This is a genomic window from Candidatus Falkowbacteria bacterium (assembly GCA_013336275.1).
Lineage (GTDB): Bacteria > Patescibacteriota > Patescibacteriia > Patescibacteriales > GWE2-39-37 > JAAXUA01.
On the sequence record JAAXUA010000003.1, the window covers coordinates 82,183 to 106,239 of the forward strand.

The following is a 24,057-nucleotide window of genomic DNA, read 5'->3' on the forward strand; positions in this document are numbered from 1 at the left end:
TTATCACCACAAACAAAACTAATCAGCTTTGGCACGATACTGCAGAGCTTCTGCGACGTGAAGCTGGCTGATTTCCTGATCTTCGGCGAGATCAGCGATGGTTCTTGCCAGCTTGATTATGCGATAATAGCTTCTGGCGGATAAGTGCAACCGGTCTACCGCCTGATGCAGCAGGCTGAGAGTCGCCTGATCCAGCTTGTTCATCTCCTTGACCATCTGGGTGGATATTTCAGCGTTGGTCAGAAAGCCCGATTTGGCATAGCGAGTCCGCTGGACCATCCTGGCCCTGGTCACCCGTTTCTTGATCGATTCCGAACATTCTCCCGGCGTTCCTTGGCTTAATTTTTCAAATGAAACGCGCGGCACCTCCACGTGGATGTCTATCCTGTCCAAAATCGGTCCGGAAATCTTTTTCTGATACGCCAGCGTCTGTCCGGCCGAACAGATACAATGCCTTTCGTGATCATTAGCATAACCGCACGGACAAGGATTCATCGCCGCAACCAGCATAAATTTGGCAGGAAAAGCGATCGTGCCGGCAACGCGGGATATATTAACAATGCCGTCTTCAAGCGGTTGTCTTAAGTTTTCCAAAGTTTGCCTTGAAAATTCAGGAAACTCATCCAAAAACAGGACCCCTCGATGAGCCAAAGAAATCTCACCCGGCTTCGGCCAGGTACCTCCGCCCACCAAAGAGATGCCAGATGATGTATGGTGCGGCGAGCGGAAAGGCCGGGTTCTGACCAGCGAATTGTGTCCCGACAAGCAGCCGGCAACGCTATATATTTTTGTTATCTCCAACGCTTCTTCTAGTATTAGGTCGGGCAAGATCGAAGTCATGGCCCGCGCCAGCATTGTTTTTCCTGAACCGGGCGGCCCGCTCATCAGCATATTGTGCCCGCCGGCGGCAGCTATTTCCATGGCGCGTTTGACGTGCTCTTGGCCCTGGACCGAAGACATGTCGATGGGCGCTATGATCGTCCCAGCCTCGAACGGACCAGCCTCATGTTTCTGCAATGATTTTTTGCCGGTCAGATGCTCAAGCAGCTCAACTATGTTTTTCGGTCCATAAATATCCACATCTGGTGCCAAGCTGGCTTCCTTGATATTGTCTTGGGGCACGAACATCCGATCGATGCCCCATCTTTTAGCAGCAAGCGCTATCGGCAAGACTCCATGCACCGGCCTAATGTCCCCATTCAGTGCCAACTCACCCAAAAAAAGACTCTTTTGCGTCGCTTGAGCGAAGCTCGTCTTAGCCATCGACTGCAGGATGCTCATGGCGATCGGCAAATCATAACTTGGCCCCTGCTTCTTCAAATCTGCAGGTGCCAAATTGACCGTGATCTTGATTTTAGGAAACTCGATACCGGAGTTGCGTATCGCGCTCCGGACCCGTTCCTTCGCTTCTTGAACTGCCAGGTCGGGCAAGCCGACGATAGAGAAAGAGCCGAGCTGGCCGCCGCCCGTATCGGCCTCGACCTCGATCGGCAATGCATCCAGTCCAAGACAAGCACCTGACAAGATTTTTGCTGGCATAATACAATCATTCTAACATAAAAAACAGAACCGCCGTACAGGCGGTTCTGTTTTTTATATAAACTTATTACTTATCTATCGCCCGCGCTTCTTCCAGCTTGATGCTCAACAGTTTCGAAACGCCGTCATCGCCCATGGTTACGCCATAGAGCACGTTTGCCCTTCTCATACTGGCACGATTATGGGTAATGACAATGAACTGGGTCTTATAGGAAAGATCGTCCAGAATCTTTGCCAGTCGTTCCGAGTTGGCCTCATCCAAGGCTGCATCGACCTCATCAAGCACGACGAATGGTGAAGGATTGACATTGATAATCGCGCAGATCAAAGCGATGGCGGTCAGAGCGCGCTCGCCGCCGGAAAGCATTGCGACCGACTTGATCTTCTTGCCCGGCGGCGTGGCCTGGATCTCAATTCCAGCTAAGCCAGTCGCATTATATTTCTGCAAATATTTTATCTTCTTGATCTGCTCCTTGCGCTGCTCTTCCTGGGAAGACGGGGAAGTTTCATCATTGTCGGCGTCTTCGCTGCTCTCCATCACCTTGATTACCTTAGCCACGCCTCCGTTGAACAATATCTTGAAGTACTCCTCGAACTTCAAGGCGATAACCTTGAATTTCTTATCGAATTTATCCTTTATCACCACGTCAAGCTCCTTAATGATCTTCTCCAAGGATCCGATGGCATCAGCCAAATCCTTGATCTGATGCGATAAGAATTCAAATCTCTCTTTCGTCTGAAGATATTCTTTTTCCACCTCGGGATCGATGCCGCCTATATGTTCTAGCTGGCGCTTGAGGCTATTGATCTTTTCACTTATCGGTTCGACCTCGACCACGCCTTCGATTCTTTCAGCCTTAACCTCCTTCAATCCGCCCAGGGCCTGCCTTATCTCTCCTTCAAGATCTTCCAATTTCGTACCATATCTAGTAGAGCCGATCTGCAAATCATTAAGCTGCCGGCTAAGATGGTTTATTTCATTCTGCAGGGCCTGGAGACTGTTCTGCATTTCGAAAAGCATCGATCTTTCGGCTGCCTCCGATTTGCCCGCCTCGCCGATCTTTTCACGCAATCCTGCAAGCAGCTCTTCGATCGCTCCAGCTCTAGCCTTGAGCAATTCCTGCTCCTTGCTCAACTCGCCGAAATCAAGCTGATTCTGGTGCTGCTTCAATTTCTGCTCCAGCTGGCGCAGCTCCTGCTCTAGTTGGAGACGGTGCTGCTTGAGCATTTTAGCGCGCTCGATCTGAGGCCACGACTTAGAACTTTGCTCGCCCAACCGCTGAGTCAATTCTTCACGTTCCTCGGTCAAGCGGATAAGCTCTATATGGATCTGCTCGAGCGTCTCGCCGCCCCCGACCTTGTTTGAAAGCTTCAAGATCTCTTCAACGTCAGCTTTGATCTCCGAAAATATCAGCCGGGCCTGGTCGATGTCTTGAGCTTGTTCCGCTTGTTCAAGTTTGGTGAAAAGATTCTTCAGCTCCTGGTTTATCTTTTTGATCTCATCTTCATTCAAAGAACTGCTCGTCTTGACCAGATTGGCGTTAAGCTCCCTTATTTTTGAGGTCAGAGCATCCTTTTGCTGTAATAAGCTTTTTTCAGCACGTTCAAAGCTGGCAATGCTGTCAGAAAGGCTGGCAATTTCCTCATCAAGCTTTGATTTTTCAACTATCATTTCACCCTGCTTGTTTTTCAGCCATGACAAATCAAATTGTCCGCTTGACTCCAATTTGACTTCTAGTTGGGCATCGATCCTGGCCAGCTGCCGATGGATTGACTCGCGCTCAGTCTCGAGCCGTGAGACTTCGGCGCGCCAACCGACAAGGTCCTGATTGACCAAGCTTTTCTGCTGTATCTGCGACAAGCGCTGCCTTAGCGACTCTAGCTTCTTGTCTTTTTCCATTTTCTCCTTCTCCAGTTTCAGGTATTCCTGGTTATACCGTAGAAAATTGTCATTTATTTCATGCCAAAGCTTGCGGTAATAGATCAATTCCAAGCCTTTGAGCTCCAGCTCCAGCTCGCCGCGCCGTTGCAGCTTGCTTACCTGCTTGGTCAGACTTCTGAGACGCGGCTCGATTTCAGCCAATATCATCTCTGCCTGCCCCGAGTTCTCATAACTCGCCAGCAACTTGTTCAGCGCCTCATCGCGCTTGATCTGATATTGCTTGACGCCGGTAGCTTCATCAAAAAACTCTTTGCGCTCTGATAGGCTGGTATTCAAAAAACCTTCGACCATGCCCTGGCCGATTACGCTATAGGTCTTCTGGCCGAAGCTGGACTTAGCCAGCAGCAGCTGGATATCGACCAGCCTGACGCGGCTATTGTTTATCAGATATTCACTATTGCCGTCGCGATAAAGACGGCGAGTCAGCACGACTTGCGAGTAGTCTATCGGCGCTTTCCGGTCTTCGTTGTTCAAAAATAGCGAAACCTCCGCCATACTGAGCTTGGACTTTTTATCTGAGCCGGAAAAAATCACATCTTCCGACTTCTTACCGCGCAACGTCTTCATACTTTGCTCGCCCAAAACCCAGCGTACAGCATCTGCCGTATTGGACTTGCCGGAGCCGTTCGGGCCGACGATGGCCGTAATTCCTCTCTTTTCTTCGGTCACCATACCAGGAAAAACCAACAGATTCTTGCTGGCGAACGATTTGAAGCCCTGGATTTCCAATTTTTCCAAAAACATAATAATCAAAAAATAAAGCGAATTCCGCCTTTGTTATCCCCATTATACTACATATCCGACCAAACAAAAACCGCCCTGCCGGGCGGTTTTCCCCATGCTTGTCTCACCTTAGGATATAAGATGACACAAGAAAGGGAGCCATGTTGGTTAACCAGTCTCATTTTTGGCTGTTAAATCAGCATGGCTTTCTTTGTTAAAGGTGTTCCCTTTGTTATTCGGTTTTAAAAGAGCGTTTTAGTTTGTTAATTTTATGTTTATTTTAAGTAGCGCTTTTTATCTTGGCTACTTTTAGCATAAATATGCAAATGAAAGCTTTTTGAATTCTTCCTGATTAAGCTGATTCTGTTTTGTTTCTTGATTCTGCAGCTGCTCGGCAGCCATGATGCCTTGATAGGTCACCGATAACGCTTGAGCGCTCCCCAAGACAATAAAAAAAGCAATGGACAGACTAAGCGCGAGTCCAGACATGCTGAACTCCTGCTCCATTGCTTTCTTTTTGATCGAATTGTACGAGCGCCAGGTAATCAAGCCGAACTTGAACTCAACCGGACGCAAATTGCGAGTGGCCATCTTTTTTTATTTTTGTTTTTATTTGTTAATTTAAGTATAGCAAACAATCGAAATTTTGTCAATGTGTATAACTTTACATCTTACCTAAAGTTAGCGCTTTTTTGTATAATTTTATATATTGTTTAGCTGGTTTTTCCCAGGAAAAGTCCTGTAGCATCACCATTTTTTGCCGCTCTTTCCAGGCTGTCGGATCAGAATTATAGGACAAGATAGCCCGTTTCAAACACTTAAGCAGCTCTCCAGCTTCATATTTCTTAAAAACAAAGCCATTTCTGCCATTTACCGTGTCGGCCAACCCTCCGGTCTTGCGGACCAAGGGCAGGGTACCATAACGCATGGCAATCATTTGCCCCAAACCGCAGGGCTCATACTTCGAAGGCATTAGAAAAACATCTGCCCCGGCATAAATCTGCTGTGCCAGCTTGGCGTCAAAGCCGATTTTCGCAACGATTTTCTGAGGATGCTTTAAGGCCCAGCCAAGCAGCCGATCTTCTACTTCCTTCTGGCCAGAGCCTAAAAAAATAAACTGGGCATCCAGCTTGGCAATCTTTTCATCCAACAAATCCAGCCCTTTCTGATTGACCAGCCTAGAAACTAGGCCGAAGATGGGGGTTGTTGGGGACTCTGAAAGTCCCAGTTCCTTCTGTAACGCCACTTTGTTCTCATTTTTTCCCTGCAATCCATTAAAATCGTATTTCTTCTGCAAGTACTGGTCAGTTGCCGGATTAAAGAATACCGTGTCTATGCCATTGACCACCCCGAACAAAGAGTCCTTGCGATTAGCCAGAAGCTGTTGCATGCCTGCGCCCTGTTCGCTGGTAAGTATCTCTTTTGCATAAGTTTTACTCACCGTATTCACAATGTCCGCCCCGATTATGCCCATTGCCATGAAATTAACATCCTTGTTGTCTAGACAAGCGGCTTGCACCAGCTTGCTTGATGGCAACCGGAGATCGGCTAAACGATAGTTTCCCTGATTTGCCAGATTATGGATCGTGTAGACGGTCTTTGTTTCTGAAAAGAAACTAGACCCACTGCTCCTCTCGCTTTCCAAAAATGCCAAAAGCGGAGCCGTGTGCCAATCATTCAGATGAATAATGTCCGGCCGGAAGCCGATCGCCTTCATTGCCGCCAACGAAGCCTGGCAGAACATGATGAATTTTTCTACCTCAGAAATTTTCAAATCCTTGCCGACCAGCTGTTCGTGAGAATATATCTCTTCTCCGGAAAAATAAGGATGGTCCAATAAATAAAGCTTCGCATTGCTTCCCGGAATGACAGTTTGCCACACCGAGAGCTTGTGGTCCGGGTTCTGTTCTACGACAACGCCTTCAAGGGCCAGCGAGGCTCGCAAGCTTGAGCGGTCAATCGACCCATAGAAGGGGAGAAAAGTAACGACGTCTACCCCTTGCGTGAAAAGGGTCTTGGGCAGAGCGCCAATAACGTCGCCTAGGCCGCCAACCTTGGCCAGCGGAGTCAATTCGGCACCCAAAAGCGCTACGGATATTTTTTTAGCCATCATTATGTGTTTTATTTTTTAAAAATCATCAGATTCTTACTTACCCACCAGACGACATCCGAGCTTACCATCTCTTCTTTTATAATTTCGGTTATTCTGGCGTCGTAAACAAGCCCTCTTTCAGAAAATTTATCTATCCAATATTCATGCGGCTGCTCATTTATATGGCCGATGCTTTCCGGGCCCTGTCCTGGCGTGGCGGCAGTAAAAACCAGAATGTCCCCCAACCGGCACAGGGTATCAACCAAGACATCGGCGAATTCTTTTTCCAGATGCTCGGCCACCTCGACACACAATACCAGGTCGAATTTCCGACTAAGGAGCAGCGGGGTTGTAAGGTCATGGATCTTTAGCCTGTCCCCAACCAGGGATTCTTCGGCTGCCGCGGGCGAACCGTCATAGCCCTCGATTGCGACTTCATGGCGCTCAAATTCCTGCAAATAGATTCCGGCTCCGCAGCCGATGTCAACGACTGACTTCGGATTGAAATGCCGCATCAATATATCGACAACCGCCTTGGCCGAAGGACCTTCAAACTTGATCGTATTTTCAAAAAAATGCTTATCGTAAATCCGGGTGTTTACCGCCATGCTTATGTTTGTTTATTAATTATCTTTTCCACGCCCCTGAGATACTGGCCATCGATCTTGAAGTAATTCCAAGAGCTGGTAATGGAGCTTGGGCTATCGCACTCGAAGCGGTGAAAGTCCGATCCGCCAGTCATTATCAGCCCATGCTCTTCGGCCATAAATTGCGCATACATCATTGCCCCGATGGAATGATGAGGCGACAAAACCTCGATACCATCGATTCCCATGGCCTTTAGGTCCTGGATGATCGGCTGCTTCAACTGGTTATATTTGCCGGGATGATTGAAAATGATTTGCCCTCCGATCTTCTTGCGCAGGGCAAAAATCCTTTTGATGTTGATATAGCTATTATCGAATTTCGGCAGTCGCGGGTTGTAAAAATAGTAACGGATAATCTCTTCTTCGCGAGGCTTCTTGTTATTCATATCCGCCTTGATCTTCTGGCGGTTGTGCGGAACCGCCCAAATGTCGTCAATAAGGTGATTTATCGAGACATAATGATTATATTTATCCAAGACCTTGTTGATGTCTATCTTGAAGCCGCTGGCAACCATGCTTTCCAGAATCTTGCGAGCGCGGCTGCGGCGCCTTGCTTGGCTGTTGCGCAAGATATCGTGCAGCTCCGGGTCGGCGTGGTCGAAATTGAACCAAAGCAGGTTGAAGTGCTTGTGGTTAAGCTTGGTATATAGCTCGATTCCGACAATCGGCTTAATCCTGTACTTCTTGCAGGCCTTCTGGAATTCCTCTATTCCGCCGACCGTGTTGTGGTCGGTCAATGCGGCGACCTTAACCCCCTGATTGGCCAAAAAACCGGCCACTTCGGTCGGCGTCAAATATCCATCCGAATAAGTCGAGTGGACTTGCAAATCAATCAGCATATATTATATTTAGGAAATTATTTTCAAATTCTTGGCCACGCTGGCGATCATGGGCTCGGCGCGCTCAGGCTGAGGATCATGCTTCAACAAGAAATAACTGGCCGTTCTGATGGTGGTCCAATTGTAATAGATATCCATCCTTTCCTGAAGGTTGTCGGACATCTTCAGTCCGCTTTCCCGAAGGTAGCTGGACAAGAAGATGCCCATGGCTTTTTTTGCAAAGTCCGGATTATCCATCTTCCTCTCCGTCATGAATTCCAACTGCTGCAAGAAGGTCCCGAGATCGCGCGCAACATCACCCAATGACATATCAGTGAAATCAACTACGCCGATTCGCCCATCGTTCAGTCTTATCACGTTTTCCGGGTGCGCATCCCCATGGATAAGCCTAAGGTGTCGTTTTTCAGCAAAAATCTGGTTCTCGCTTTGCGTAAACCGTTGGTAAAATGCCTGATAAAGCCCATAGTTTTCCGGGCACCTGTTCTTTACTTCTGCCAACACATGTTCAGCTCCCGGAAATACGGTCGCGATGCGGCTGTTCGGCTGCAAAAAAAGCTTATTTTTTCTCACTGGCAATGAGTGAAGCTTGGCAAACCAGGCGGCAGTCAGCGGCAGTAAGCGCTCGACTTCCGCATAATCGTTATTCTTGATGAAGTTATAGAGATTTACGCCGACCATGCCCTGATAGAACGCCGCATTGAACTTCTTGCTATAAAACAGCGGCTTAGGAATCGTCAGGTCACCCTCGGCAAAATCGCGACCCCAAAGATAACGCAAAACTTCATAGACAATCTTCCGCGGTTCAGAGCTATGGGCCGAGCAATAAATCTCGATTTTCTCAGTCTGTCCTGATGATTTGGTTAGTGTCGCATCATATCTGAACACTACGTGATAAGTAGTGTGCCAGATCATCTTTTTTACCGGGCTGATCCTGTCCAGCCGTATGTCCGTTGCGCCCTCATACTGTGGCAGCACGTTCTTGTCGAACAGAGCTTGGACGTATTTTTCTTCCAACAAGCGTAAGATAACATTCATATTGGTTTAATTGGCTATTTTCTTTTTCCAATGGCGGGTCCAAATATCCCTTCGGATTTTTTCCGCTAACTTTTCCGCAGACACTTTAGTTTCCATGTCGGTTGATGACTCCAGGGCTCTTATGGAACGTATAAGCTCATTGACTCCTTTCTCCACTTCGTCTGGATTCCAGGCGACAGGACCGTAAACCTTGCGGAAGTCATGGGATGAAGCCCACCACCAGACGCAGCTTGCCAATCCTCTGACCAGATGCCAACGTGACCACCAAGCATTCTTGTCTTGGGCGAATTTGCGATTCAGCTCTTGAGCCAAATTGGCTAATTGCCAAAGCTCTTTGTGGATTTTGCTTTTCCGGTCATTCCAAAGCTTATAAGGATTACCGTTTGAGATATCCCTTTTGGTCGATTGCCACGAAGATGGCAACAGATCGACCGCCTCTTCGTTCTTTCTGCTATCCATGAATTCGGAGGCGGTCAGCGTCTTGATGCTTGGCAGCTTAAGTGCCTGCTCGAACTCCTCCAGAGGATCAAGATGACGCAAGCCATAAAGCTCCGCGTCAGAAGCGGAAACGATTACTTGCGGCCGTTTCGGCTCGTTCGCCAGCCGCAGTAAGGATGATGGCACGTAACTTTCTGAAAAGTTCCTTGAACGGAACAATATCTTTAGGCCGCTTGCTTGATCGACATACTGTTTGCTCCAATCAACTGAACCCGCAGACAGGCTGATCTCGTCAAGAACTAGCCATTCATAGCCTAATCTTTTTATGAGCTTAGCTACCTCGGCAGAATAAGAAAGCTCGGGCAAGAAAAAACCTCTCAAAGCTGTCGTGCCGAAATATTTTTGAAGCAAGGCAGCCTGTTCGATGATTTGCGCTTCAGCCTCCTCGATCGAAACCAAGGGAAGCAGTGCATGATAAGCCGCGCTTCCAGTCAATTCGACTTGTCCGCGCGCAACCAAGCTCTTGATCCTGAAAATCAAATCGTTATAATGGAATTCCTCATCCCAGCGCTTGACCAGGCAGCCAGCAATGTTCAAAGTTATTTTTTCTTCCGGATGTTCCTCAAGCGCTCTGATAATCCTTTCGTAACTACGCTGCGTCGCCTCAACCACCTTAGCCGACTCGAGATTGGCCGGCTGATACAAATGTAGTATATTTATCCATTCCATGATTATAAGTTATTTTTTACCGTTCAAAGTCAAAGCCTTCTTATACAACGCGATATATTTTTTTGCTGGCAACTCCCAGCTGTTCGATTCTTTCATGGCCCTCACGACCAAATTGCGCCACGAATCCTTGTGCCTATAATTTTCCAAGGCGCGCACCACTGTCGCGAATAAAGAAAATTGATTGAAGTTAGAAAAGCTGAATCCTGTGCCGCGACCTGTCCGTGGATTGAAATTAGTAACGGTGTCGTGCAGTCCGCCAACGCGCCGGACGACCGGTATGCAGCCATAGCGCATAGCGATGAGCTGATTGATGCCGCAAGGCTCGTGATGCGAAGGCAACAGAAAGATATCAGAGGCTGCGTAAACCATCGTCTCCAACTGCTTGTTGCCGGTAAAGGGGATCCAGACCAGTTTTTTCGGGTGCTTCTTCTGTTGTTTCTTTAATTCGCTGATATACCGCTTGTCACCGTCACCCATGATGACTATCTGGACGTCTAGGCCAGTGAGCGGCTCCAGCAAAGGCAGGACCAATTCGAAACCCTTCTGGAAAGTAACGCGTGACGTCAAGCTGATAATGGGCACTTCGCGATCAACCGGCAAGCCCAATCTTTTCTGCAGATTTTCCTTGTTCAATTTCTTACGATGGATCTTGCGATAATCGTAATTCTTGAAAAGATATTTATCATTGGATGGATTATAAGTGCGATAGTCTATGCCGTTGATTATCCCGAAAAGGCGGTCGTGGCGATGGCGCAGAATGCGGTGCAGGTCCTGTCCGAAACGGCTAGTCATGATTTCTTCCCGATACTGCTCACTGACCGTGTTGATCACGTCTGCCGACAAGATGCCTCTTTTGGCAAAATTTATATATTCGAAATCAGGATTGTGGACATCCGGCAAAGCTTTCTTGCCATAGTCCTTTTTGGGCAGGGGAATTTCCCACCAGTTTCTGCCTAGCTGGAATACCAGATTATGAATAGTGTAAACCGTCTTTGCTTTGCTCAGCACCTTGGAATACCTGAAGTCGTTCTTAAGCAAGAAAGGTATCAACCCCGTCTGCCAATCATGGCAGTGGATGATGTCGGCCTCAAAGCGGATCAAAGAAATCAGCTTGAGGGCGGCGGCGTCGAAGACCATGAATCTGGCATTCTCATGATCGGAGCCGTAAAGAGCCTTGCGCTGGGAAAAGTATTTTTTCTGCTCGACAAAATAAACAGGCAAGCCCCTCATGAGGTAGGCCTGCCAATAGTTGACCAGCACATATTCAGCCGAGTTTAGATAAACCTTGACGTCACTATGGATAAGCCTTAGCCCATTCTCCTTTGCGTCTATGGCCTTAGCGTAATACGGCATGATGATGATGACGTCGTGCCCTAGACGCTTCAAGGCCTTGGGCAAGCTGCGCGCGACATCAGCCAAGCCGCCCGTTTTGGCAAACGGAGCAACCTCGCTTGAAATGCTGACGATCTTCATTTTTTTTGTCATATGGTCTTTTGCAATTTCTCATTGGCCGCGCAAATGGCTATCGCCAAGGCGTCGGCGGCATCATCCGGCCGTGGCAGTTCCTCCAACCGAAGCAACAGCTTCACCATTCTTTGGACTTGCGCTTTATCAGCCTTGCCATAAGTCGATACGGCCTGCTTCACCTGCAACGGCGTAAACTCGTAAGTCGGGATGCTTGCTTGGCTAAGAGCCAAAAGCGCAACGCCCCGCGCCTGGCCGACAACAATAGCGGTCTTGGCATTGTTGCAAAAAAACAACTGCTCGATAGCTGCGATATCGGGCTGATATGCCTTTATCACTTGCGCGAGCTGGTGATGAAGCTGGACGAGCCTGGTGCTCAATGGTTCGGAGGACTTGGTTCGCAATGATTCGTAATGAAGGCAAGAGATGTTGCCGTTTCCGGCATCAATAATACCAATGCCCGTGTCGGCAATTCCCGGATCTATGCCGAGAATTATTTTTTTCTGGATTGCTACCACTTATTTTAAGGCGCCCGTATTAAAAGTTGCTTAAGTTGTGATAATAATCTGCCACATCATCATTATCCTCCAAATCCTCGATAAACTTCTCGATCGCCGGCAGGTCCTCATCGTCAAGCTCTTGCGCCTCTTTCGGTACGTATTCGATTTGGGCCGAATCGGCGCCAATTTTTTCAGCGTCCAGCCACTCCTTCATTTTCTGCAAATCTGGCACGGATACGATTATGGTCATGCCTTCGTCGGCCTTTATGATATCTTCTGCCCCGGCATCGATCAATCGAAGCTCAAGCTCATCCCAGTCGCGGTCACCGATCTTTTCCTCGCTGACTCGCAAAACTCCTTTCTGGCCGAAGTTCCAGGCCACTGTCCCCATGGAGCCGCCATGCTTGGAAAAGATATGCCTCATCTCCGAGGCGGTGCGGTTCTTGCTATTGGTCAGGCACTTGACGATAAACTGGACGCGGGCCGGCCCGACTCCTTCGTAATACAGCTCTTCGATGCTTTCGCCGGCCAGCTCGCCCGTGCCTCGTTTGACCGCTCGCTCGATGTTGTCTTTTGGCATGTTGGCCTCGCGCGCCTTATCAATAGCAACGCGCAAAGCAAAATTGGTTATAGGATCGCCGCCCTTATCCCTGGCAGCAATCGTGATCAGATTGGCCGCTTTGGTAAAAATAGAGCTGCGCTTGGCATCGGTCACTGCCTTTTGCCGCTTAGTAGTCGCCCACTTGCTGTGTCCTGACATATTTGTTCTCGTTTAGTGTGATAAAAATAAAGCAGGCAAATGGCCTGATTATTCTTTATTGTACCACATAAACAAGCAAAAATCAAGGTTGATTTGCCGTAAACTATGTTTCATTCCAGCCACAAATGATATAATTATTCCATATTAATATTTAAACAAGACTATGCTTGACGACTTAAACCGCATAAAAAAATTCGATACCGGCAAGGTCGGGGAATCCATCAGCTCACTACCGCTGCAAATGGCCCAAGTTCTAAAGGAATCCAAGACCATCAAGGTTCCAGCCGAGTACAAAAAAATTAACCAAGTGGTAATCAAGGGGATGGGCGGCTCGAATCTCGGAGCGCACATCATCATGCATGCCATGGCCGACCAGATCAAGGTGCCGTTCAGCATTTCTCCGGACTACATCCTGCCCGCGCACGTAAACAATAAAACCTTATTGGTTCTGTCATCGTATTCCGGCACCACCGAAGAGGTTCTCAGTGTTTACGCCGAGGCAAAAAAAAGGCAGGCCAAGATCGTGGCCATTGTTTCAAGCGGCAAAAGCCCGCTGGAAAAAATTGTTAAGCGCGACAAGCTCCCAGCCTATATTTTCATGCCTGAGGCTAATCCATCGAACCAGCCAAGGCTTGGCCTCGGTTATTCGATCCTGGGGATCGCCAGCTTGTTGTCAGCTGCAGGCCTGTTCAAGATCGACCAGGCAGAACTAAGTAAGACAATCGAACTTCTTAAAGACTGGGATAAACGTCTCAACCCTCAATCTCCTGCTAAAAGCAACGAGGCCAAAAGATTGGCGCTCGGCTGCTTCAAAAAACAGCCGATTTTGGTAGGTGCGGAGTTCTTGACTGGCAATCTGCACGCCATGCGCAATCAGATTTGCGAAAACAGCAAGAATTTTGCCTCATACCTCCCACTCCCCGACTTGAACCATTTTGCCATGGAAGGCCTGGCCAACCCAACAACAAACCCAGGAGACCTCGCCTTCATTTTTTTCAATTCATCCTTATACTCGCCCCGAATCCAAAAACGTGCCAGGCTTACCAATGAGGTTGTAAAGAAAAATAAGATTGCGACCATGGAATACCTTATGAAAGGCGAGACTAAGCTAGAGCAAGCGTTTGAGCTATTGCAGTTAGGTGCCTGGTTCAGTCTCTACCTTGGCATACTCAACCAAGTCAATCCGGTAGAAATAAAATGGGTTGACTGGTTTAAGCAAAAATTAGCAGAAAATTAAACCTATTTTTACCAAAAACACCCCGCTGCGTGGGGTGTTTTTGGTTTATTGACAATATTATGCATTTGTTTTATATTGTTAACAGTCAAAAACGCCCTTCACGGGGATTTTTTATTTAATCGAGGCGCTATCGTCTAGTGGTTAGGACACCAGGTTTTCATCCTGGTAACCGGGGTTCGATTCCCCGTAGCGCTACCATCAATGATTTAGCCGGGCTGACGCTCGGCTTAAATTATATTTATGAGAATACTCGCCCTAGAATCTAGTTGTGATGACACCTCGGCGGCTGTAGTCGAATCTGACCACGGCTTGATTTCAGTCATTTCAAATGTAGTAAGCTCGCAAATTTCCCTTCATGAAAAGTTCGGCGGCGTCGTGCCCGAGTTAGCGGCCAGAGAACATGTTAGCAATATCCTGCCGGTAATAAACTCCGCACTGAAACAGGCCAATATTGCTCCAGACCAAATAAAGCACAACATTGATGCGATCGCTGTAACCTCGGGCCCGGGGCTGGTCACTTCCCTTATGGTCGGCGTCGAAACCGCCAAGGCTCTAGCGCATACGCTAGACCTTCCACTGATTGGCATAAACCATATCGAAGGGCACATCCACGCCAACTTCATCGGCAACAACAAGGTAGTGCTTCCGGCTATTATTCTAACTGTTTCAGGCGGCCACACCAACCTTGTTAGTATGGATAAAGAAAAAAATTTGGTGATCGTCGGCCAGACTCGTGACGACGCTGCGGGAGAAGCCTTCGATAAAGCGGCCCAGCTAATGGGCTTAGGCTACCCAGGCGGCCCTATTGTTTCCAGGCTGGCCTCCGAACACTCGAGCTCTGGCGGGCAACAACACACGATTGACCTGCCTCGACCGATGATTGGCAGTCATGACCTTGATTTTTCCTTTTCCGGCTTAAAAACCGCTTTGCTCTACGCCCTAAAAAACGATCACGAATGGAAGCAAAAGATTCCTGCATATTGCCATTCATTCGAGTCGGCCGTCGTCGATGTTTTGGTCTCGAAAACCATGTCCGCCGCTGAGAAATTCCATGTCAAAACCATCTTGCTGGCTGGCGGCGTTTCAGCGAACCAGAAACTGCGCTCGGTCCTGCAGTCATCGGCTGAAAGCAAAGGTTTTTTATTTTCCGCCCCAGAACTTACATATACTTCAGATAATGCCGCCATGATAGGGGCGGCGGCCTGCCATAAACTTTCCACTCTTCGGCTTGCAGACGCCTCGTTGCTTAAGGCCAGCCCTAACCAAGAACTATAACTACAACAATAAAAAACGCCCCGCATAAAGCGGGGCGTTTTTTATTATAAACTCAAGCTCTTTTAACCCACCAAGCTGCCAGAAAAGTCGAAACCGGCACCGAAAGCACCAGGCCGACGCTGCCGGCCATGGTCCTGACTATCTCGGTTGCGATCAGCTCATTGTTCAAAGCCTGTCCCCAACCGACAAAGCCGCTCTGACCGCTGCCGAACAAAACCAGCAACGAAAGCGACGCACCGGCATATGCCAAAAACAAAGTATTGGTCATGGAGCTGATATGCGAAATACCGACGCTATAAGTCCGCTTGAATATCTCCGTTCGGCTCAGATGGCTGTCTGTTTTATGGATTTCCATGGCGGTGGCGACTTGGGAAATAACTATATCATCCAGCACGCCGAGCGCGCCTATTATAATCCCGGCCATCAACAGCCCCTGAAAATTAATCGCTCCAGTCCCGACTCCGATCAAAAAGCTGCTTTCCTCGCTCGCCAAGCCGGACAATCTGGCCAAGTCCACAAATAGCCAAGACAGGGCGACGGTAATCAACAGACTGATAAATATGCTGACTACGCTTAGGTGAGAAAGCTTATTAAACCCCTCTGTCATATATATGATGAGCATCAGTATCACGAAAGAGCCTATTACTGTGACGGTTATCGGATCGGCGCCACCGATAATTTGCGGCACGATATATTTCATTATGACAACAAAGCTCAAGGTTAGCGACATGACCGAACGAACGCCCTTCCACCCCCCGACTGCTACCAGGCTCAGCAAGAATATAATACTAAGAAACAACAGACTTCCAGTGCGGACGTAATCCGTCACATAATAAGTTACTTGACCCTGGTCATCGGAAGATGCGACCACCAAAACCTTGTCGCCTTGCTGATAAATATTTTTCTTAATCACGTCAACATCCCCGATGCCATAGTAGTTCACGACCCTGTCCTTAAATTCGCCCTCCAGGCCCTTGAGCCTCAGGTTCTGTTGTTCGACCTGCGCCCCGTCCGGCAAGGTCCTCAGCTGCTGTTCCGTTACTTCAAGCACGATTCCCTTAAAAGTCGTGTCGTCGGCTGTTTTCTCTTGCGCCGACACGAAAAAAAACGGCAGCGCCAAGCTGCCGCAAATTACGACGAAAAGCAATAAGACTTTTTTTAGTACCATTGGATTAGCAGCCATAGGCCTAAGAGAATCATTATTATCCCGCCGAAAAGATTAGACCATTTAGTCACGCGCGAGCTGATGGCAGTGAGGCGCATAGAAAAAAAGGCGATCAGAAAAACAACGAGCTGGGGAAGCACATAAAAAAACACATACAAGAGCAGGTAAGAATAATACTGCCACTGAGGCAAGCCGGCTTGAGTCAAAACCGGTACATAAACAGCCGGTAAGCCGGCGCTGCAAAGCAGCTCGATAAGGTTTATTACCGAGGCCAAAGAAACCACGCCCACGAATGCTATCAGCAAGGAGTTGTGCTGTGCCACTTGACGAAGTCGCTGCATAATCGCTTGCCGCTTCGGCGCATCTTTGATTTCACAACCGCCTTTTCGATTGCGCCAATATTCTCGCAAATTATATGCACCAGCAATAATCGCCACGGCGATTATTGCGACTTTGAGCCATCCCAGCAATCCGATAAGCTGATAAACATTGAGCCACGCCGACAGAAATAAAAAATAAGTAAGCGCCGATGCCGTGACAAAGCCTCCTCCCAAAACCAGCATACGGTTGCGATCCCCCCCGACCAAAAGCAAGCTTAGCAGGAATAGCAGCACCCACATCGCGCAAGGATTAAGACTATCCAACAACCCGATAACTGCTGTCAAGACGGGTAAGGATAGTTTTTTGATATCGATCTCACCGAAAAAACCCTGTATTTTTGATTCTTGCGCGCCGTTATTATCATCAACCTTGACTGGGTCCTCATCATTCGCGCTAGCATTGTCCAACAATTTTCCAACTACGTCGATTTGGGGTCCGACGCTTACCTCCTTAATCAACGAACTTATCTTAACCCCCGTCGTTTCCGTCTCATCAAAACCGACGACCGCCTTGCTGCCGATAATGGTGACTGGCACGCCGCCAAAATTTAAATCCAGCTGCTTAGCGACCTTTGCAAGCAAGGCCTGATTGTCTTTGTTTTTCCAAATTTCGTAACGGTAAATCTTCAAAGTGCTATCGGTCTTTTCCAGATAATCCAAAAACTTCTCCTCTTTGGCACAGTGAGGACAACCATCACCGTAAAAAAAATAAACATTAACCCCGGCAGCACTCGCAGGAAAAACCAAAGCAAGCGAAAAAATCACTATTCCTACAATCGACATCAACCGCTTAAGAATGTTTAATCTATTCATATATAAAAATTATCCTATCATAAAACCATCAATAATCCAACCAGGCCTAGGAAATATCTTTGTAGTGCCGAATCTTCACCGTTCTTTTCTTGCGATCAGCATCGATCGCTATGAAATCAATTCTTATGGCCTCGAATTTCGGTTTATGCCTAAGGACGTAGCTTATGGCGGCTTGCTTCAGGTTGAGAATTTTTTTCTCACCGATCATGTCTATGGCGGCGCCCAGACTGTCTCCGATTCGAGTTTTAACCTCAACGAAAACTAAGATTTTTTCCTGCCAACAGACCAGATCAACTTCTTTGAAGCTGGCCCGAACATTATTAGCGATAATCGTATACCCGCGCTTTCGCAGAAAGTTTCCAGCCAAAGCTTCACCCCAGCCTCCGACCGCTTTATTATATGAGTCCTCCATGTGTGCCAAAACAGCCTCTTTTTGAGGCTGTTTTGATTAAGGTATATATTTCTTCAATTTTTTGTCTTCCGCTATCTGGCTTCTTATCTGTGGCATCTTCTGGATATCTCTTACAATCAGCCTCGCCCAGGCGACCATCGAAATGAGCCATATCAGCAGCCAAAGCCGCATAGACAAGATGGGCACCGCTTCATATTCGAAAAACAGCAGCAGTAAATTAATAGCTAAGTTGGTGAAGCCGAAAGACATGATCCTTCCATAAATCTTGCGGTACAAACCCTTTGGGTTCTGCTTGCGCCACCGCCAGGCATAAAAACCGATTGCTGCCAGCAAGGCCGCAAACACCAGCATTCCCGCCTGCGCCTGCGCAGTCAGGTCACCCGGTCTAGTACTGAACCAAAACTTCAAAGTCAAAAGATTTTTCATTTTTTCTACGCTTTAGTAAATACGATGCCGTAATGATATTCCCCGGCTTGGAATTCCTCCTCGACAACTAATCCTAATTTTTTTGCGGCCGTATGAAGCAGCTCCTCGTTTACCCGTTCCTCGACTGGCGGGCCAAGCGGCGAGCTGATGCTTTTCCATTCGACGACCAAAAGCCTGCTGTCCTTCTTCAGCATTCGAATCGCCTCTCGCAAGATTTCTGCCCGATGCTGTGATTGGTATAATACATTAACTAAAAGTGCTGCGTCAAGCGAACCTGCCTCAATTTTTGTAGCATTAAAAATCTCCAAATTACTCCAAATCGTTTCAACATTGGGATAATTTTCTTGTTTCGCCCGCCGGGCGACCCTTTCCAGTACTGTTTTAAGAATATCAACCGCATACACTCTTCCCTTCTTGCCGACCAGGTCAGCGACAGGAAACACGAAGTGTCCCGATGCGCCGCAACCAAGATTCGCGACCACCATCCGGTCGCCTATTTTTGTCTTTTTCAATATCAGATTAACATCCAATAAAACGCTTCCGCCTACGCCTGGTATCATATTTTTATAATTATTGTTTTGTACTAATTATAAATAATTTTCCGGCTATTAACAAGCAAAACACTTATTTTAGATAAAATCCTTGATCGGAGCGAATGTTAAGCGATGAACTGGAGAGGGGCCGTGCTTGCGCAAAGCCGACAAGTGCTCGCGAGTGCCATAGCCCTTGTTTTTAGCAAAGCCGTACTGGGGGTACGCTTCATCCAATTCAAGCATTATCTTGTCTCTGACAACCTTAGCAACTATTGAAGCGGCCGCAATCGAAAATATTTTTGAATCACCCTTAACGTACGCTTCTTGCGGCAGGGACAGTCCGGGAATTTTTCGATTTCCATCTACCAACAAGATGCTGCCACCCGGCTTATTCAGAGTATCTACGGAGTTTTTCATTGCCAGAAAAGTCGCCTGAAGTATATTGATCTCATCTATGTCACCTTGATTCACTACTGCATAGCTGAAATGACCTTTAAAATCCTTAGTGAGCGTATCATATATATACTGCCTTTTTTTCTCTGTAACTCTTTTAGAATCGTCCACTCCCAATAAGCTCTTGAATTGTTCTGGTGGCAAAGAAAACAAAAAGCTGGCCGCCACCACCGGACCTGCCAATGGACCTCGACCAGCTTCATCAATTCCTATAACCGCCTCAAATCCGTTTTCAAGATATCTATGTTCAGTCTTAAAAGAATACATTTAGCTAATATTAGCTATTTTTTACTCAAATCTCTCACAACCACCTGCGGTTTTCCCAGCTTCAACTGTAAATACTGATAGGCCGCTAGGGCCGCAATCGTTCCCTGACCCGAGGCGATCGAAATTTGCTTGAACTCTCCGTTGGTCACATCGCCGGCCGCGAACATGCCGCTTAGGCTAGTGTTGCACTTTTCATCAATAATGATTTGATTTTTTTCATCCATCCTAACCAGCTCCTTCAGGACGTCGGTGTGCGCAATCCGGCCAATCTCGATAAATACTCCATCAACTTCAATGTCTGAAGTCTTGCCATCAGCTCGATCAATTTTAATACCAGAAACCTTTTCGTTTCCAACGATTTCTTTAACTACCGCATGGTCAACAATCTCAATATTGGGCCTTGCCTTAACCTCATCAACCAACATATCAAAGGCTCTGAACTTATCGCTACGATGGATCAGATAAACCTTGCTAGCGATTTTTGACAACACTTCAGCGGCATCTAGGGCGGCATTTCCTCCGCCGACAACCGCCACGGTCTTGTGTCTGAACAACGGTCCATCGCAATTAGCGCAATATGAAACCCCCTTGCCGTTAAATTGTTCTTCTCCTGAAATGGCCAATCGGCGGGGAACTAACCCCATAGTAACTATAACCGTCTTGGCCAAGTATTTGTCTTTCGAGGTCACCACCTCAAAGACATCATCCTGATTTTTTACGATCGCCTTAACCTCAGACAGAAGATGTTCAACTCCAGCGCTTTTCAAATGCTTTTCAAAAAGACCGACCAACTCATAATTCTTAATACTGGGAAACCCTGGATAATTTTCAATCTCACCGGCCCAGCCAACCTGGCCGCCTATATCCTTACTAATCAATAGAGTTTTCATTTCTCGTCTTACTGCATAAATTGCGGCAGAGACACCCGCCGGTCCAGCCCCAATAATTATTGTGTCGTACATAGTTTTTATGATAAATTACCCTCCTATTATACTTTGCTTATTTACAATAAACAATACCCTAAATTTATGTCCACATTATTATGGACTTAAAGTTCCACGTGGAACATTGTCTTATTTTGCAAATGTTCCACGTGGAACATTTGCTCAACTAGATTCAATGCTGTATCTTTGACAAAAAAAGGCGAGCTATTAAGCTCGCCTTTTTGTGGACCCAACTGGGCTCGAACCAGCGACCTCTTGCATGCCATGCAAGCGCTCTAGCCAACTGAGCTATGGGCCCATTTTTTTGCTAACATTAGCCAAGTGCCCCCGGGGGGAATCGAACCACCATCTAGACGTTAGGAGTGTCTTGTTTTATCCATTAAACTACAAGGGCTCAACTGATCCCAGAGGTAAATAAAAAATAAAATATCTGTTTGATATTTTATCAATATTTCAAATATAGTCTACATCATATTTTTATTTTTGACAAATGCCATCTTACTAAACTAGAATGAAATTAATGATAAATAATAACCTAAGAGAAAAAACTATGTTTTCCAAAGATGAGAAGCTGAAAGGTAAAGACATCGAAACAATTATCGGTCCTTCGGTAAAAGTCAAAGGCGAATTCAACGGCCAAGGCGATATAATAATCGATGGTTTTTTTGAAGGCACGCTAAAGACTGCCGGCAGTCTCTTTGTTGGCAACAAAGCCAAAGTACAGGCCAATATCGAAGCGAGGGATGGCAAAATCTCTGGTGAAATAATAGGGAATATCAAAATGAAGGGTTTTATGGAAATTACCTCTACGGCAAAAATAAGCGGTGATATCGAGGTAAATCAGATTTCAGTCGAGCAAGGGGCGGTCATTAACGGATCATTAATAATGAAAAAGGGCACTGAAGGCACTCCTGCCGTTGCTGAAAAATAAGCGCCCCCAACACAATTAAATGCACGTATACATCTACGACGGTTTTTTGGGAAATAATAAATATTCGAAAACCCTAGCAAAAATTGAAACACGCTTGACCGACCTCGGACTTAATGGAAAGATCTGCCGACTTGGCGTAATCAAAAACTACCAGGATTTGATACTGGGAGAAATTAGGCGTGGCGCAAAAACCATCGTCGCTGTCGGAAATGACGAAACTCTAAGCAAGGTCATCAACTCCCTTGGCGGGTACGACATTCCTGTGGGGTTTATTCCTGTGGGCAAGGACAAAAACTCGATCGCAGAATACCTGGGCATAGACCATGAATTAGCCTCATGCGACATACTCTCTGCTCGCCGGCTGGCCAAGATCGACCTGGCCCAAGCTAACCAATACTATTTTTTGACCGAGGCGACGATTTCTGGAAAAGACACCTTGGTCGCTCTTGAAAAAGGATATTCTATCGAAGCTCCGAATTCTGCCCTGATAAAAATCATAAATCTTCCGCTAACCCACGATAAGGGTGACTTGGCTCGCTTCAGCCCCAATGACGGGCAGCTTGAATTGTATATAAAAACAGAAGAAGACTCCGGTTTTTTAAAAAAGAAGTCTTTCGGTGAAAGTATTTTTACCGCTGAAAAATTTTTCATAGAAAACAAGAAGCAGCAAACGCTGCTGTTAGATAACTCGGTCGGCATTATTCCTCCGGTGGAAATAAAGCTTGCCAAACAATCCGTTACCTTGATTGTGGGGAAGGGACGGTCATTTTAAGGAATAATAAAAGAGCCGCTCAAATGAGCGGCTCTTTTATTATTCCTGCTATGATGATTTTTTCATTCTGAAAACCAAAAACTGTTGAAGGACGGTCAATAAAGTCATGACCAGCCAATAAAGCGAAAGGCCGGCCGGCAAAGTAATACCGATAAACACCGTTAAGGCTGGCATCATATATAACATCTGCTTGTTCATAACCGCGGCGAAGTCCTCATCTTTTGCCCCTTCATCTTGGGTTGGTGGACGCTGGCTTGAAAGCATTTTCGCTTGCCAGAATTGAGCCAAACCAGCCGATACGGCCAGTAAATAGCTTGGTTCGGCCAGATTGATCAAACCGAAAAAGCCCTGAGGATTTATTGATTCTGGTTTGCTGACAAAATTATACAAATATCCTAAAATCTGGCTGTTGGTGCTGATTTCTCGAAAAACCTGGAATACCGCGAAAAAAAATGGCAGCTGCACCAATAGCGGCAAACAAGAAGAGAAGGGATTTATCTTGTGCTCGCGGTACAGCGCCATAGTCGCCTTGGCCTGTTCTTCCTTGTTGCTTGAATAAGTTTTTTTTATCTCCTCTAGCTTAGGCTGAAGCTCTTGAAGCTCTTTTTGAGCCCGGATGGCCTGGCGGGAAAAAGGCCACAAAAACAGCTTAATCAAGATCGTAATAAGGATAATGGCAATGGCTAGGTCGTGGCCAGGTATGTTGTTATAAATAACCACCAAAAGGTTAAGTATCGGTTTGTAGCAGACTGCGTAAAAAAGCTCTTTAAACATGTTTGTTTATTATTTTTAAACTGGGTCCATCCCGCCCTTGTTCCAGGGGTTGCACCTTAATATTCTCCAGGCCGCCTTAAAGCCGCCTTTTATGGCACCGTGCTTTTCAATGGCTTGTATCGCATAATTGGAGCAGGTTGGATAAAAACGGCAATACCCGTGAGGGTGTCTATGCTTAAACCAGCCATGATCAAGCGAAAGAGTTTTTTGATAAAGCTTGATTAGGGATATGAGCAGATACTGCGGCAAAACTTTCCACATACCTTAATTTTTAGCTCTTATGCGCCTCGAATTAAACAGATAAGATCTCTCCAAATCAGCAAACGGCTGCCCAAGGGCAGCCGGCAGCACCAGGATTATTAAGTCGTTGCCAAATTTCGTATCGTCAGCATGCTTAGCGGCGATGTACCGAAGCTGCCTTCGCAGGCGGTTCCGAAATACAGCTTTTTTGCTAACCTTATTGCTAATCACTATACCAATCCTTAAATCAGGCAGGTTGTTGGGCATACACTTAATCCCTAAGAGCTGGTCATAACTCGATTTGCCTAACTTGAACACCGAATCGAAGTCTTTTTTCTTTCGCAAATGACCAATCAGCTTAGGCATATGCCCCATTCTTTATTTTGTTAACCTTTTGCGGCCCTTGGCGCGACGACGCTTGATGACATTCCGACCATTCTTTGTGGCCACCCGTTTCAAAAAACCATGCTTCTTGCTCGCTCGTTTCTTGTTGGGCTGATAAGTTCTTTTTGGCATAACCTTTACATTATTATAAATATCCTTAAGATAAAAGAAGATTCTAAAAAATACTAACATCTTTAAAGCTTTTAGTCAATTGTCTTCCGCTGGCTTGTTTTCGGACATATCAACAGTTTATGCACAGGCTGGGCCCTTTCTTATAGTTGAACACCCTGATATACTTTCATCATCAAACAGCACTCATCTTAAACTTTCAAAATAACCCCCT

26 protein-coding genes and 3 tRNA genes are annotated in these 24,057 nt (G+C 46.7%); 5 read left to right on the forward strand and 24 right to left on the reverse strand.

What is annotated here, in order from left to right; genetic code table 11:
* Positions 1-18: 18 nt before the first annotated feature.
* The 11 genes from HGA34_03225 to HGA34_03275 form a co-directional block, all read right to left on the reverse strand.
* On the reverse strand, positions 19-1,539 hold the full coding sequence (locus HGA34_03225; GenBank protein NTW22528.1) for a YifB family Mg chelatase-like AAA ATPase: 1,521 nt from the start codon (positions 1,537-1,539) through the stop codon (positions 19-21).
* A 67-nt stretch (positions 1,540-1,606) separates the two neighbouring features.
* Positions 1,607-4,225 carry an AAA family ATPase gene (locus tag HGA34_03230; protein NTW22529.1) on the reverse strand — a complete coding sequence of 873 codons (2,619 nt, stop codon included), beginning with the start codon at positions 4,223-4,225 and terminating at the stop codon, positions 1,607-1,609.
* A 288-nt stretch (positions 4,226-4,513) separates the two neighbouring features.
* A complete protein-coding gene (locus HGA34_03235; protein NTW22530.1) occupies positions 4,514-4,795 on the reverse strand; it encodes a hypothetical protein in 282 nt (93 codons plus the stop codon).
* A 73-nt stretch (positions 4,796-4,868) separates the two neighbouring features.
* The gene (locus HGA34_03240; protein ID NTW22531.1) at positions 4,869-6,314 is read right to left on the reverse strand and encodes a glycogen synthase; all 1,446 of its coding nucleotides are present in this window, start codon (positions 6,312-6,314) and stop codon (positions 4,869-4,871) included.
* Positions 6,315-6,325: 11 nt separating this feature from the next.
* The gene (locus HGA34_03245; protein NTW22532.1) at positions 6,326-6,904 is read right to left on the reverse strand and encodes a class I SAM-dependent methyltransferase; all 579 of its coding nucleotides are present in this window, start codon (positions 6,902-6,904) and stop codon (positions 6,326-6,328) included.
* 2 nt (positions 6,905-6,906) lie between these two features.
* The gene (locus HGA34_03250; protein NTW22533.1) at positions 6,907-7,782 is read right to left on the reverse strand and encodes a PHP domain-containing protein; all 876 of its coding nucleotides are present in this window, start codon (positions 7,780-7,782) and stop codon (positions 6,907-6,909) included.
* Positions 7,783-7,791: 9 nt separating this feature from the next.
* Positions 7,792-8,817: a phosphotransferase gene (locus HGA34_03255; protein NTW22534.1), complete on the reverse strand. Its 1,026-nt coding sequence runs from the start codon at positions 8,815-8,817 to the stop codon at positions 7,792-7,794.
* Between the two features lie 6 nt (positions 8,818-8,823).
* On the reverse strand, positions 8,824-9,984 hold the full coding sequence (locus tag HGA34_03260) for a hypothetical protein (protein ID NTW22535.1): 1,161 nt from the start codon (positions 9,982-9,984) through the stop codon (positions 8,824-8,826).
* Between the two features lie 9 nt (positions 9,985-9,993).
* A complete protein-coding gene (locus tag HGA34_03265) occupies positions 9,994-11,469 on the reverse strand; it encodes a glycogen synthase (protein ID NTW22536.1) in 1,476 nt (491 codons plus the stop codon).
* The gene (gene ruvC / locus HGA34_03270) at positions 11,466-11,942 is read right to left on the reverse strand and encodes a crossover junction endodeoxyribonuclease RuvC (protein ID NTW22537.1); all 477 of its coding nucleotides are present in this window, start codon (positions 11,940-11,942) and stop codon (positions 11,466-11,468) included. The genes HGA34_03265 and ruvC overlap by 4 nt, the downstream gene beginning before the upstream one ends.
* 43 nt (positions 11,943-11,985) lie before the next feature.
* Positions 11,986-12,708 (reverse strand): YebC/PmpR family DNA-binding transcriptional regulator, encoded by a 723-nt coding sequence (locus tag HGA34_03275; GenBank protein ID NTW22538.1) that lies wholly within the window; start codon positions 12,706-12,708, stop codon positions 11,986-11,988.
* A gap of 163 nt (positions 12,709-12,871) precedes the next feature.
* Here HGA34_03275 and HGA34_03280 point away from each other — a divergent pair, with 163 nt between their 5' ends.
* The 3 genes from HGA34_03280 (at position 12,872) to tsaD (ending at position 15,220) form a co-directional block, all read left to right on the forward strand.
* Positions 12,872-13,945 (forward strand): SIS domain-containing protein, encoded by a 1,074-nt coding sequence (locus HGA34_03280; protein NTW22539.1) that lies wholly within the window; start codon positions 12,872-12,874, stop codon positions 13,943-13,945.
* Between the two features lie 123 nt (positions 13,946-14,068).
* Positions 14,069-14,143 (forward strand) — tRNA-Glu (locus tag HGA34_03285).
* A gap of 42 nt (positions 14,144-14,185) precedes the next feature.
* Positions 14,186-15,220 carry a tRNA (adenosine(37)-N6)-threonylcarbamoyltransferase complex transferase subunit TsaD gene (gene tsaD, locus HGA34_03290; protein ID NTW22540.1) on the forward strand — a complete coding sequence of 345 codons (1,035 nt, stop codon included), beginning with the start codon at positions 14,186-14,188 and terminating at the stop codon, positions 15,218-15,220.
* Between the two features lie 52 nt (positions 15,221-15,272).
* Here tsaD and HGA34_03295 read toward each other — a convergent pair whose 3' ends face one another.
* The 9 genes from HGA34_03295 to HGA34_03335 form a co-directional block, all read right to left on the reverse strand.
* A complete protein-coding gene (locus tag HGA34_03295) occupies positions 15,273-16,388 on the reverse strand; it encodes a YibE/F family protein (protein NTW22541.1) in 1,116 nt (371 codons plus the stop codon).
* Positions 16,379-17,578: a hypothetical protein gene (locus HGA34_03300; protein NTW22542.1), complete on the reverse strand. Its 1,200-nt coding sequence runs from the start codon at positions 17,576-17,578 to the stop codon at positions 16,379-16,381. The genes HGA34_03295 and HGA34_03300 overlap by 10 nt, the downstream gene beginning before the upstream one ends.
* Before the next feature lie 46 nt (positions 17,579-17,624).
* Positions 17,625-17,990 carry a YraN family protein gene (locus tag HGA34_03305; GenBank protein ID NTW22543.1) on the reverse strand — a complete coding sequence of 122 codons (366 nt, stop codon included), beginning with the start codon at positions 17,988-17,990 and terminating at the stop codon, positions 17,625-17,627.
* 36 nt (positions 17,991-18,026) lie between these two features.
* Positions 18,027-18,416 (reverse strand): hypothetical protein, encoded by a 390-nt coding sequence (locus HGA34_03310; protein NTW22544.1) that lies wholly within the window; start codon positions 18,414-18,416, stop codon positions 18,027-18,029.
* A gap of 5 nt (positions 18,417-18,421) precedes the next feature.
* Positions 18,422-18,976, reverse strand: a complete 555-nt coding sequence (locus HGA34_03315) for a methyltransferase domain-containing protein (protein NTW22545.1) — start codon at positions 18,974-18,976, stop codon at positions 18,422-18,424.
* A 69-nt stretch (positions 18,977-19,045) separates the two neighbouring features.
* On the reverse strand, positions 19,046-19,669 hold the full coding sequence (locus HGA34_03320) for a ribonuclease HII (GenBank protein NTW22546.1): 624 nt from the start codon (positions 19,667-19,669) through the stop codon (positions 19,046-19,048).
* A 14-nt stretch (positions 19,670-19,683) separates the two neighbouring features.
* The gene (locus tag HGA34_03325; GenBank protein ID NTW22547.1) at positions 19,684-20,631 is read right to left on the reverse strand and encodes an FAD-dependent oxidoreductase; all 948 of its coding nucleotides are present in this window, start codon (positions 20,629-20,631) and stop codon (positions 19,684-19,686) included.
* 206 nt (positions 20,632-20,837) lie between these two features.
* Positions 20,838-20,911, reverse strand: a tRNA-Ala gene (locus HGA34_03330).
* 24 nt (positions 20,912-20,935) lie between these two features.
* Positions 20,936-21,007 (reverse strand) — tRNA-Arg (locus HGA34_03335).
* Between the two features lie 156 nt (positions 21,008-21,163).
* Here HGA34_03335 and HGA34_03340 point away from each other — a divergent pair.
* Positions 21,164-21,544: a polymer-forming cytoskeletal protein gene (locus HGA34_03340; protein NTW22548.1), complete on the forward strand. Its 381-nt coding sequence runs from the start codon at positions 21,164-21,166 to the stop codon at positions 21,542-21,544.
* A gap of 19 nt (positions 21,545-21,563) precedes the next feature.
* Positions 21,564-22,316: a hypothetical protein gene (locus tag HGA34_03345; protein NTW22549.1), complete on the forward strand. Its 753-nt coding sequence runs from the start codon at positions 21,564-21,566 to the stop codon at positions 22,314-22,316.
* A 48-nt stretch (positions 22,317-22,364) separates the two neighbouring features.
* Here HGA34_03345 and HGA34_03350 read toward each other — a convergent pair whose 3' ends face one another.
* From HGA34_03350 to rpmH, 4 genes are read right to left on the reverse strand one after another with little or no spacing between them, the layout of a single operon-like run.
* Entirely contained in the window at positions 22,365-23,090 is a 726-nt protein-coding gene (locus HGA34_03350) for a membrane protein insertase YidC (GenBank protein NTW22550.1), read from the reverse strand.
* A 15-nt stretch (positions 23,091-23,105) separates the two neighbouring features.
* Positions 23,106-23,351 carry a membrane protein insertion efficiency factor YidD gene (gene yidD / locus HGA34_03355; GenBank protein ID NTW22551.1) on the reverse strand — a complete coding sequence of 82 codons (246 nt, stop codon included), beginning with the start codon at positions 23,349-23,351 and terminating at the stop codon, positions 23,106-23,108.
* A gap of 3 nt (positions 23,352-23,354) precedes the next feature.
* Complete coding sequence (rnpA, locus tag HGA34_03360; protein NTW22552.1) at positions 23,355-23,696, reverse strand: ribonuclease P protein component; 342 nt, start codon at positions 23,694-23,696, stop codon at positions 23,355-23,357.
* A gap of 12 nt (positions 23,697-23,708) precedes the next feature.
* Complete coding sequence (rpmH, locus tag HGA34_03365; GenBank protein NTW22553.1) at positions 23,709-23,846, reverse strand: 50S ribosomal protein L34; 138 nt, start codon at positions 23,844-23,846, stop codon at positions 23,709-23,711.
* Between the last annotated feature and the right edge of the window lie 211 nt (positions 23,847-24,057).

What these genes read in the sequence shown, in the direction of transcription:
- HGA34_03225 (NTW22528.1), bottom strand. Translation starts at nt 1,539, where the DNA reads ATGCCAGCAAAAATCTTGTCAGGTGCTTGTCTTGGACTGGATGCATTG.
- HGA34_03230 (NTW22529.1), bottom strand. Translation starts at nt 4,225, where the DNA reads ATGTTTTTGGAAAAATTGGAAATCCAGGGCTTCAAATCGTTCGCCAGC.
- HGA34_03235 (NTW22530.1), bottom strand. Translation starts at nt 4,795, where the DNA reads ATGGCCACTCGCAATTTGCGTCCGGTTGAGTTCAAGTTCGGCTTGATT.
- HGA34_03240 (NTW22531.1), bottom strand. Translation starts at nt 6,314, where the DNA reads ATGGCTAAAAAAATATCCGTAGCGCTTTTGGGTGCCGAATTGACTCCG.
- HGA34_03245 (NTW22532.1), bottom strand. Translation starts at nt 6,904, where the DNA reads ATGGCGGTAAACACCCGGATTTACGATAAGCATTTTTTTGAAAATACG.
- HGA34_03250 (NTW22533.1), bottom strand. Translation starts at nt 7,782, where the DNA reads ATGCTGATTGATTTGCAAGTCCACTCGACTTATTCGGATGGATATTTG.
- HGA34_03255 (NTW22534.1), bottom strand. Translation starts at nt 8,817, where the DNA reads ATGAATGTTATCTTACGCTTGTTGGAAGAAAAATACGTCCAAGCTCTG.
- HGA34_03260 (NTW22535.1), bottom strand. Translation starts at nt 9,984, where the DNA reads ATGGAATGGATAAATATACTACATTTGTATCAGCCGGCCAATCTCGAG.
- HGA34_03265 (NTW22536.1), bottom strand. Translation starts at nt 11,469, where the DNA reads ATGACAAAAAAAATGAAGATCGTCAGCATTTCAAGCGAGGTTGCTCCG.
- HGA34_03275 (NTW22538.1), bottom strand. Translation starts at nt 12,708, where the DNA reads ATGTCAGGACACAGCAAGTGGGCGACTACTAAGCGGCAAAAGGCAGTG.
- HGA34_03280 (NTW22539.1), top strand. Translation starts at nt 12,872, where the DNA reads ATGCTTGACGACTTAAACCGCATAAAAAAATTCGATACCGGCAAGGTC.
- tsaD (NTW22540.1), top strand. Translation starts at nt 14,186, where the DNA reads ATGAGAATACTCGCCCTAGAATCTAGTTGTGATGACACCTCGGCGGCT.
- HGA34_03295 (NTW22541.1), bottom strand. Translation starts at nt 16,388, where the DNA reads ATGGTACTAAAAAAAGTCTTATTGCTTTTCGTCGTAATTTGCGGCAGC.
- HGA34_03300 (NTW22542.1), bottom strand. Translation starts at nt 17,578, where the DNA reads ATGAATAGATTAAACATTCTTAAGCGGTTGATGTCGATTGTAGGAATA.
- HGA34_03305 (NTW22543.1), bottom strand. Translation starts at nt 17,990, where the DNA reads ATGGAGGACTCATATAATAAAGCGGTCGGAGGCTGGGGTGAAGCTTTG.
- HGA34_03310 (NTW22544.1), bottom strand. Translation starts at nt 18,416, where the DNA reads ATGAAAAATCTTTTGACTTTGAAGTTTTGGTTCAGTACTAGACCGGGT.
- HGA34_03315 (NTW22545.1), bottom strand. Translation starts at nt 18,976, where the DNA reads ATGATACCAGGCGTAGGCGGAAGCGTTTTATTGGATGTTAATCTGATA.
- HGA34_03320 (NTW22546.1), bottom strand. Translation starts at nt 19,669, where the DNA reads ATGTATTCTTTTAAGACTGAACATAGATATCTTGAAAACGGATTTGAG.
- HGA34_03325 (NTW22547.1), bottom strand. Translation starts at nt 20,631, where the DNA reads ATGTACGACACAATAATTATTGGGGCTGGACCGGCGGGTGTCTCTGCC.
- HGA34_03340 (NTW22548.1), top strand. Translation starts at nt 21,164, where the DNA reads ATGTTTTCCAAAGATGAGAAGCTGAAAGGTAAAGACATCGAAACAATT.
- HGA34_03345 (NTW22549.1), top strand. Translation starts at nt 21,564, where the DNA reads ATGCACGTATACATCTACGACGGTTTTTTGGGAAATAATAAATATTCG.
- HGA34_03350 (NTW22550.1), bottom strand. Translation starts at nt 23,090, where the DNA reads ATGTTTAAAGAGCTTTTTTACGCAGTCTGCTACAAACCGATACTTAAC.
- yidD (NTW22551.1), bottom strand. Translation starts at nt 23,351, where the DNA reads ATGTGGAAAGTTTTGCCGCAGTATCTGCTCATATCCCTAATCAAGCTT.
- rnpA (NTW22552.1), bottom strand. Translation starts at nt 23,696, where the DNA reads ATGCCTAAGCTGATTGGTCATTTGCGAAAGAAAAAAGACTTCGATTCG.
- rpmH (NTW22553.1), bottom strand. Translation starts at nt 23,846, where the DNA reads ATGCCAAAAAGAACTTATCAGCCCAACAAGAAACGAGCGAGCAAGAAG.